The organism is Thioclava atlantica, assembly GCF_000737065.1.
Classification (GTDB): Bacteria; Pseudomonadota; Alphaproteobacteria; order Rhodobacterales; family Rhodobacteraceae; genus Thioclava; species Thioclava atlantica.
On the sequence record NZ_AQRC01000027.1, the window covers coordinates 1 to 8,465 of the forward strand.

The 8,465-nt window shown below is 66.0% G+C and carries 7 protein-coding genes; all 7 read left to right on the forward strand.

The window, feature by feature from the left end; translation table 11 throughout:
• Positions 1-316: 316 nt before the first annotated feature.
• Genes DW2_RS18585 through DW2_RS18615 form a run of 7 tightly spaced genes read left to right on the forward strand, consistent with a single transcriptional unit; the run spans position 317 to position 8,151 of the window.
• Positions 317-1,885, forward strand: coding sequence for an ABC transporter substrate-binding protein (locus DW2_RS18585; RefSeq protein ID WP_038148911.1), 1,569 nt, complete (start codon positions 317-319; stop codon positions 1,883-1,885).
• Positions 1,886-1,937: 52 nt separating this feature from the next.
• On the forward strand, positions 1,938-2,891 hold the full coding sequence (locus DW2_RS18590; protein WP_051856463.1) for an ABC transporter ATP-binding protein: 954 nt from the start codon (positions 1,938-1,940) through the stop codon (positions 2,889-2,891).
• 1 nt (position 2,892) lies between these two features.
• Positions 2,893-3,912 carry an ABC transporter ATP-binding protein gene (locus tag DW2_RS18595; protein WP_081875078.1) on the forward strand — a complete coding sequence of 340 codons (1,020 nt, stop codon included), beginning with the start codon at positions 2,893-2,895 and terminating at the stop codon, positions 3,910-3,912.
• Entirely contained in the window at positions 3,909-4,841 is a 933-nt protein-coding gene (locus DW2_RS18600; protein WP_038148913.1) for an ABC transporter permease, read from the forward strand. Before DW2_RS18595 ends, DW2_RS18600 begins: the two co-directional genes overlap by 4 nt.
• The gene (locus tag DW2_RS18605; RefSeq protein ID WP_202900134.1) at positions 4,838-5,740 is read left to right on the forward strand and encodes an ABC transporter permease; all 903 of its coding nucleotides are present in this window, start codon (positions 4,838-4,840) and stop codon (positions 5,738-5,740) included. Before DW2_RS18600 ends, DW2_RS18605 begins: the two co-directional genes overlap by 4 nt.
• 24 nt (positions 5,741-5,764) lie before the next feature.
• Positions 5,765-6,706, forward strand: a complete 942-nt coding sequence (locus DW2_RS18610; RefSeq protein ID WP_038148915.1) for a sugar phosphate isomerase/epimerase family protein — start codon at positions 5,765-5,767, stop codon at positions 6,704-6,706.
• Positions 6,703-8,151, forward strand: coding sequence for an alkaline phosphatase family protein (locus tag DW2_RS18615; protein WP_051856464.1), 1,449 nt, complete (start codon positions 6,703-6,705; stop codon positions 8,149-8,151). The genes DW2_RS18610 and DW2_RS18615 overlap by 4 nt, the downstream gene beginning before the upstream one ends.
• Positions 8,152-8,465 lie beyond the last annotated feature (314 nt).

Below are 8,465 nucleotides of genomic sequence, written 5' to 3' on the forward strand. Positions count from 1 at the left end.
TCGGGGGAGACCTTGTTGAACTCGAGCCCGGCATCCTCCATCTTCTTCAGCGATTTCTGGTTGGGGAGCGGATGGCCCCCCGCGGAATCTGTCCACGAGCGGCCCGCGATTTGGGAACAGACCAAGTTGAGCCAGCCCGCTCCAGCGCGGCCGGCCCACGCAGCTTCGCGCACCAGTAGTCAAAATTGGTAAAAAAACTTCACAAATTCGTTGTCGAACCGTCGCCTTGAGGCGGTCTTACAGCCGGGCGCGGCCTTCCGGTTACGAATTCGTGAGGGTCATCCAATCCTGACTGCAGCAAAAAGGCACTCATCCGATGCTTCGCAAGATTTTTCTGGGCATAGCGCTCGGGGTGGCGACTTTCGCCACGCTCACGCCCGCCAGCGCCCAGACCGACCCCCGCCCCGACCTCAAGATCGCGGTCAACAGCCTTCCCGGCAGCCTCGAGCCGCTCGACGAGCTCGGCAATATCGGGGTCCGTATCACCTATTCGATGTTCGACAGCCTGATCCGTCGCGATTTCCTCGCCGACGGCTCCGGCACGGCGTCGAAACTCGTCCCCGGCCTTGCCGAAAGCTGGACCCGCATCGACGACCGCACGCTGGAACTGAAACTGCGCGAGGGCGTGAAATTCCATAACGGCGACGAGATGACCTCGGACGATGTCGTGTTCTCGCTCAACCCGCCGCGCGGCTACGGAAACCAGCCGCTGATCGGCGGCGCGCGCCGTTTCATGATGACCGTCAGCCATATCGAGCCGGTCGACCGCTACACCGTGCGCGTGGTCTCGAAAGAGCCCGACCTGCTGCTCGAGCAGCGGCTTGCCGGCTACGCTTTCTGGGTCGTGAACGCCAAGGCCTACCTGTCGGAAGGCAAAGAGAAATTCATGCGCAACCCGGTCGGCACCGGTCCCTACAAGATCGCCGAATGGGTCGATGGTGAATATATCAAGCTCGCCGCCCATGACGACTATTTCGGCGGCAAGCCGACCGCCAAGACCGTGACCTTCATCGAGGTGCCGGAAGTCTCGGCGCGGATCGCCGGCCTGGTCTCGGGCGAATACGACATCTCCGTCAACATCCCGCCCGATCAGGTGCCGGTGATCGAGGATTACGCGGACCTCAAAGTCGCGCAGATCGTGCTCGACAACACCCATATGCTGGTCTTCAACAGCGATGGCGTGCTCAAGGACAAGCGCCTGCGTGAAGCGCTCTCGCTGAGCATCGACCGCGGCCTTCTGCGTGAAGCACTTTGGGGCAACAAGAACTACACCCCGAACGGCCACCAGCTGCCCGCCTACACGATGTATATGAAGGATTATCCGGAGTTCGCCTACGACCCGGACAAGGCGCGCGCGCTGATCAAGGACGCTGGCTATAACGGCGAGGAGATCGTCTACCGCCTGCCGATGAACTACTACCTGCTGTCGATGGAAGCCGCGCAGGCGATGCAGCAGATGTGGCAGGCCGTCGGTCTGAACGTCAAGCTCGAGCCGGTCGAGAACTGGAGCCAGGTCAAGGACCCGGAGGCCCAGGTCGACATCCAGCCCTGGTCCAACACCCACCGCATCCCCGACCCGATCGGCTCCTTCGTGCCGCAATGGGGCAAGGATAGCGGCATCCAGAAGAACAGCAGCAAGGCCGAGCGCAGCTGGAAGGCACCGGCCGAGTTCAACCGGCTGCAGGACCTGATCGTGTCCTCGACCAACTGGGACGAGCGCAAGGACGCCTATCGCAAGGCCCTTGATATCTGGGTCGACGAGGCACCCGGCACGATGCTCTACAACCCGCTCGAGACCTACGCGATGCGCAAGGACGTGAACTGGAAGCCCTACGGCCTCTATTACATGGATCTGCGTCCCTACAACCTGACCTTCGGCAACTGAGCCGCAAGGGTAACAAAGGGCGGGCGGCCCCCGGGGTCGCCCGCATCTCATCATGGTTCTGACCGTCGAAAACCTCGAAATCACCATCGACCGGCCCGGGCGCGCGCCCGTGCGGCCGGTGCGCGATGTCTCCCTTTCCGTCGCCCCGGGCGAGACGCTGGCGCTGGTCGGCGAATCCGGTTGCGGCAAGTCGATGACCTGCCTCGCGCTGGCCGGGCTGTTGCCCCGGCGCGGCCGGATCAGCGCCGGCGCCGTGCAGCTCGAGGGCACCGACCTTGCCCGCCTGCCCGCCCGTCAGGCACGCCAATTGCGGCGCAAATCCGTGGCCAGCGTGTTTCAGGACGCGACCGGCGGCCTGAACCCGGTGCGCACAGTCGGCTGGCAGATCGCCGAGGCGCTGCGCCTTCGCAAGGGCCTGACCCGGCTCGAGGCGCGCGCCGAAGCGATCCGCCTGATGGGCATGGTCGGCCTGCCCGACCCGGAGCGCCGCGCACGCGAATTCCCGCACCAATTCTCGGGCGGCATGAACCAGCGCGCGATGATCGCGCTGGCGGTCGCCGGAAATCCCCGCCTGCTGATCGCCGACGAGGCGACAACCGCGCTCGACGTCACGCTGCAGGCCCAGATCCTCGACCTGATCGGCGAGCTTCGCGACCGGCTTGGCATGGCAGTGCTCTTCGTGACCCACGATCTCGGCGTTGTCGCCCAGACCGCAGACAAGGTCGCGGTGATGTATGCCGGCCGCGTGGTCGAGGCGAACAACGTGCGCGCGCTCTTCGCCGCGCCGCGCCATCCCTATACCCGCGGGCTGATGTCGGCCCTGCCCCGACCCGATGCCGACGAGGAACGCCTTGCCACCATCGCAGGTCACGTCCCGCCGATCGACAAGCTGCCATCCGGCTGCGCCTTCGCGCCGCGTTGCGCCGAGGCGCACGCGATCTGCACCAGCGCCGCGCCGGCATTCACGGGCAGCGCAGCCTGCCACAACCTTGCCGCAGGAGCCTGACATGCCCGTCCTACTGGAAGCCGAAAACCTCGCCCGCAGCTTCACGCTTGGCCGAAAGGGCCTGTTCCGCCCGGCGCGCCAGTTCAATGCGGTCGACGGCGTCTCGCTGAGCGTGAACAGGGGCGAGACCCTCGGCATCGTCGGCGAGTCCGGCTGCGGAAAGTCCACCCTGTCGCGGCTGCTGCTGGGGCTGCTCCCTCCCAGTCAGGGTTCGGTCATGCTGGACGGCGCCGAGACCACCGATGTGACGCCCGAGGAATGGCGCCGCCTGCGACAGCGCATGCAGCTGGTCTTTCAGGACGCCGCCGGATCGCTCGACCCGCGACTGACCATCCGCGCCCAGGTCGAGGAACCGCTGCGCATCCACGGCTTGCCGCTGGAGATGGCCGACACCGCGCTCGACGCCGTCGGCCTTGGCGGGGCGATGAGTGCGCGCTACCCGCACGAGATGTCGGGCGGCCAGCTTCAGCGCGTCATCATCGCACGGGCACTGGTGATGAAGCCCGAGTTCCTCGTCCTCGATGAGCCGGTCTCTGCGCTCGACGTCTCGATCCAGGCGCAGATCGTCAACCTCTTGCGCGACCTGCAGCGCGAGCTCGGCTTGACCTATGTCTTCGTCAGCCACGATCTGGGCATCGTGCGCCATGTCTCGGACCGCGTCGCGGTTATGTATCTCGGCCGCATCGTCGAGACCGCGCCCAAGGCGGAATTCTACGCCAAGCCGCTGCACCCTTACTCGCAGCTTCTGCTGAACTCGGTTCCGGTGCCCGACCCGACCCGTCGCAAACGCGCGCGTATCGTGCCGGGCGATCCGCCGAACCCGGCCGATCCGCCCTCGGGCTGCCGTTTCCACCCGCGCTGTCCGCTGGCGACCAAACTGTGCCGCGAACAGGCGCCAGAACTGCGTGATTTCGGTGGGCGACAAGCCGCCTGCCACATGATCGAGACTGCACGCGTTGCACCGAAACGCGCCGCGGTTCCCACCCCCGACGCCCGCCAAGAAGAGGAGGTATTCGCATGACCTGGCTTCCCGTCCGACTGGCGCGCGCCGCGCTGACGATGTGGCTGGTCGTCACCTTCGTCTTCGTCGTGTTGCGGCTGACCGGCGATCCCGCCGCCATCCTGCTGCCCGATGACATCGACGCGCAGACCCTTGCGTTCTATCGAGAGAAATGGGGCCTCGCCGATCCGCTCTGGCAGCAATACCTGAAATACTGGGCTGGCTTGCTCCACGGCGATTTCGGGATCTCGTTTCGCAACGACATGGACGCTTTCGCCCTGGTTTGGGAACGGGTGCCCAAGACTGCGCTCCTGGGCGGCACCGCACTGGGAATCGCGCTCTTCATCGGGATCCCCGCCGGTATCCTCGCCGCGATCTGGAAGGACAGCTGGATTGACCGCACGATCATGACCAGCGCGGTCTTCGGTTTCTCGATGCCGAATTTCTTCCTTGGCATCCTGCTGATCCTGGCCTTTTCACTGCGGCTGCGCTGGCTGCCATCATCGGGATCGGGCACCTGGGCGCATCTGGTCTTGCCGGCGATCACGCTCGGCACCGGTTTTGCCGCCCAGATCGCGCGCTACAGCCGCTCGTCGATGATCGAGGTGCTCTCGCGCGCTTACATGCGCACCGCCAGTTCCAAGGGCACAGGCCCGGTCCGGCGCGTCGCGCTGCATGCCATCCCCAACGCAGCGGTGCCCGTGGTGACCGTCCTCGGCATCCAGGTCGGCCAGCTTCTGGGCTGGGCAGTGGTGACCGAAACCGTCTTCGCCTGGCCCGGCATCGGCCGGCTGCTGACCCATTCCGTCGCCCTGCGCGACCTCGCCGTGGTGCAATGCATCATGATCCTTCTCGCCCTGACCATGGTGACTTCAAACATGATCGTCGACATCCTCTATGGCTGGCTCGACCCGCGGGTGCGCGTCGGCGCCGGGACGGCCCAGAAATGACCGCAGAGGCCAATATCCCCGCCCGTTCCCGCACCATTTCCCGCCCCTTCGTCTGGATGCTCTCGGGGCTGCGCCGCATGCCGCTTCTGGTAACGCTCTCGATCGCCTTCCTGACGCTGATGCTGGTGGTCACTGTCTTCGGCCGCTTCCTGCAGCCCTACGCCTTCGAGCAGATCGACCTGCTCGCGCGGATGAAACCGCCAGCCCCGCTGGAGGGGTTCACCTGGACCCATCCGCTTGGCACCGACAAGCTCGGGCGGGATCTCTTGTCGCGACTGATCGTCGGCGCCCAGACCTCGATGGCGCTGACCCTTCTGGGCACCGTGGTCGGCGCGATCATCGGGATCACGCTCGGTTTCGTCGCCGCCCATAAGGGCCGCTGGTGGGACGAGGCGATCATGGCGGCGGTCGATTTTCAGGCCGCGATGCCGTGGTTCATCGTCGCGCTCGCCGTGCTGGCCTTCATGGGCAACTCGATGATCGTGTTCCTGATGCTGATGGGGCTTTACGGTTGGGAAGGCTATGCCCGCATCACCCGCGGCCTGGTGCTGAGCGCACGCGAACAAGGCTATGCGCTGGCGGTGCACGGGCTCGGCGCCACGCCGCGCTGGATCTACCTGCGCCATGTGCTGCCGAACATTGCAGGCCCGCTGCTGGTGCAGCTGACGATCAACTTCCCCAGCACAATCCTGTTCGAGACCTCCCTTTCCTTCCTCGGGCTCGGCATCCGGCCACCGATGACCTCGCTCGGGCAAATGCTGGGCGAAGGCCGCGACTACCTGATCTCGGCGTGGTGGCTGGCAGTGGTGCCGGGCACGGTGATTTTTCTCACCACCCTGTCGATGTCGATCCTCGGCGACTGGCTGCGCGCCCGGCTCGATCCGAGCCTCGAGAACTGAACCTATCCTCCGGAGAACAAGACCATGACTGACCGTATCATTGCCGTCGGCTTCAACACCGCGCCAGTCGAGGGCGACCTGAGCCTCCTCGATACCCGCCTCGCCGCGATGGTCGAGATGGGCTGCACCGGGGCCGAGGTGACCGTCACCGGCCTCGACGCGGTCGCCGCCTGCCGGTTCGTGCCCGAGCGCGTCGCCGAGCTGCGCACCGTGATGAACCGCCACGATCTGGCCTATTCGATGCACGCCCCGATCGCGATCAACCTGATGGACGAGGCCCATGCCGATCTGATGCGCCGCGCGGCGATGGTGTCGATGGAACTGGCCGCCGAAACCGGCGCCCGCGTCGTGGTGCTGCATCCCGGCCGGGTCGCACCGAAGGCCTGGATCGACTGTCAGGGCGCCCTGATGCAATTCGAACTCGACCAGCTTGGCCCGGTTGCCGACCGCGCTGCCGAGTTGGGGGTGAAGATCGCCTATGAGAACATCTCGCCCAATGCGCGTGTCATCGCCGGCCTGGAGACCTCCTACTCGCTCGACCCGCGCCTGCTGGCCGAGCAGTTGCAGCGGCTCTCGCATGAGGCCGTCACCGCCTGCCTCGATATCAGCCACGCCCAGCAGGGTGCGGTGCTGTGGGGCTTCGACATGATCGAGGCCTGCGAGGCGCTGGCCCCGTGGATCGGCCATATCCATTACTCGGACTCGACCGGCCAGCCGCTCGATTTCCCGACCACCCATCTGGGCGAGAAGCATTTCTTCGGCGCGGGCGACATGCATGCCCCTCCGGGCTACGGCGTCGTCGATTTCGAGGCGCTGGCTCGGCGGCTGCCGCTGCGTCCCGACACGCGCGTCGTCATCGAGATCAAGCGCAACTTCCATAGCCATGCCGGGGCCGCGACCCTTGCCGCCGCGCAGGGTTTCGCCCGCACCGTCAATGCAATCACCGCCCAGGGAGCCGCCGCGTGAGCGCCACCGGAACCCCCGCCGTCGACAAGGTCGTCATCGTCTGTTTCGACGGGCTGCGCCCCGACATGATCGCCGGCCGCATGCCGTTTCTGGAAAGCTTCGCCAAGCGAGCAACCTGGTTTCGCGAGGCGCGCTCGGTCTTCCCCTCGGTTACGCGGGTCGCCACCACCAGCTTCGCCACAGGCTCGTGGCCCGGCGCCCATGGCATTCTCAACAACGCCTTCCATCAGGCCGAGGTGCGGACCGACCGGGCAATCGACACCGGCAACCCAGATGACTTGCGACTGGCCGAGGAGCGGCTCGGCGGCCTGGTAACGGCGATCAGCCTGGGTCAGACGCTCGCAGCGACCGGGCGGAGCATGGGCGCGGTGCATTGCGGCACCGGCGGCGCGGCCTGGCTGGTCAATCACCGCGTGGCCGCCAACGGACACTGGACTTTCTCGGTCCATGGCGAGGGAGCGACCCAGACGCCGGCGGCGGTCCGACAGGCCACCGATCTCTTCGGACCGCTGCCGGGGAAGGAGATCCCGAAATTCGAGGTATTGCGCTATGCCCAGCGGGTAATGGAGGAGATCGCGCTCGGCCCCGATCAGCCCGACGTCTCGCTGGTCTGGCTGCCCGAACCCGACACCTCCTTCCATTATCGCGAGATCGGCTCGGACCAGACCCGCGAAGTGATGGCGGCGGCAGATGCCGTCTTCGCCGGGATCGTTGCAGAAGTCGAGCGCGGGCCCCATGCCGAGCGCACCGCGATCATCGCGATGTCGGACCACGGCCAGATCACCATCACCGGGGCCGTCGACCTGCCAGCGCTGCTGAGCGATGCGAGGTTGAGAGCGGGCTCCGCCCCCGCGCCGGGGGTCGATCTGCTCTTTACGGGCGGCAATTCAGGAGAACTGCGGCTGGTCGATCCCGATCCGAGACTTGCCGCCCGTGCCGCCGGCGCCTTGATGGAGCGCGACGAGATCGGCATGGTCTTCGCCCGCGACGATCTCGCCAGCGGCATTCCCGGAGCCCTCCCCCTCAGCCTCGTTCATCAAGCCCACGCCCGGTCTCCCGAGCTGTTCTACGTCATGCGCTCGGACGAGCGGCCCGACCATCGCGGCATTCCGGGCCGCACCGTGTGCAGCGGTGGCCCTCCGGTCGGCGGCGGAATGCATGGAGGCCTCAACCGCTATGAAATGAACACCGTACTGATGATTTCCGCGCCCGGCATGGAGAGGGGCTTGGTTAGTTCCTCGCCTTGTGGACTAGTCGACATCGCCCCGACAGTGCTCGACCTTCTCGGAGCGGAGCAGAGCACGATGCAGGGGCGGTCGCTGCGGCGCGATCTCGCGCCGGGCACGACCGAGGAACACAGCACCGCGCATGGGAGGTTCGCTCAGGTCCTGGAGCGCCGCTCGATCGCCGGACGCAGCTATCTGCAACAAGGTGGCCGCGCGTGACGACGCTCCGCCACGCGGTCTTTGTATGTCGCCAGAGCTGATTTTCCGAGCAATGCACCCTCGGATCAGGTTCCACTAACCGGCTTGTGGCGCCGCATTGAGGGCGCCATGGGTCCGGCAGTATGGCGCGCGCCAGAGAACGGTCGTCGACTAGGCAGATCCAGGCATAACCGGCACCGAACTACCGCTCGGCCGCCCGCGTAACTTCGCCCCTTTTGCTACCACGTTGCATCCACGGGATTGGCGCAAACGCGAAAGGCGCCTCTTTGGGCGCCATTACACTTTAGTTTCTATGTATATTTTGGTTGCGGGGG

What these genes read in the sequence shown, in the direction of transcription:
- DW2_RS18585 (WP_038148911.1), top strand. Translation starts at nt 317, where the DNA reads ATGCTTCGCAAGATTTTTCTGGGCATAGCGCTCGGGGTGGCGACTTTC.
- DW2_RS18590 (WP_051856463.1), top strand. Translation starts at nt 1,938, where the DNA reads ATGGTTCTGACCGTCGAAAACCTCGAAATCACCATCGACCGGCCCGGG.
- DW2_RS18595 (WP_081875078.1), top strand. Translation starts at nt 2,893, where the DNA reads ATGCCCGTCCTACTGGAAGCCGAAAACCTCGCCCGCAGCTTCACGCTT.
- DW2_RS18600 (WP_038148913.1), top strand. Translation starts at nt 3,909, where the DNA reads ATGACCTGGCTTCCCGTCCGACTGGCGCGCGCCGCGCTGACGATGTGG.
- DW2_RS18605 (WP_202900134.1), top strand. Translation starts at nt 4,838, where the DNA reads ATGACCGCAGAGGCCAATATCCCCGCCCGTTCCCGCACCATTTCCCGC.
- DW2_RS18610 (WP_038148915.1), top strand. Translation starts at nt 5,765, where the DNA reads ATGACTGACCGTATCATTGCCGTCGGCTTCAACACCGCGCCAGTCGAG.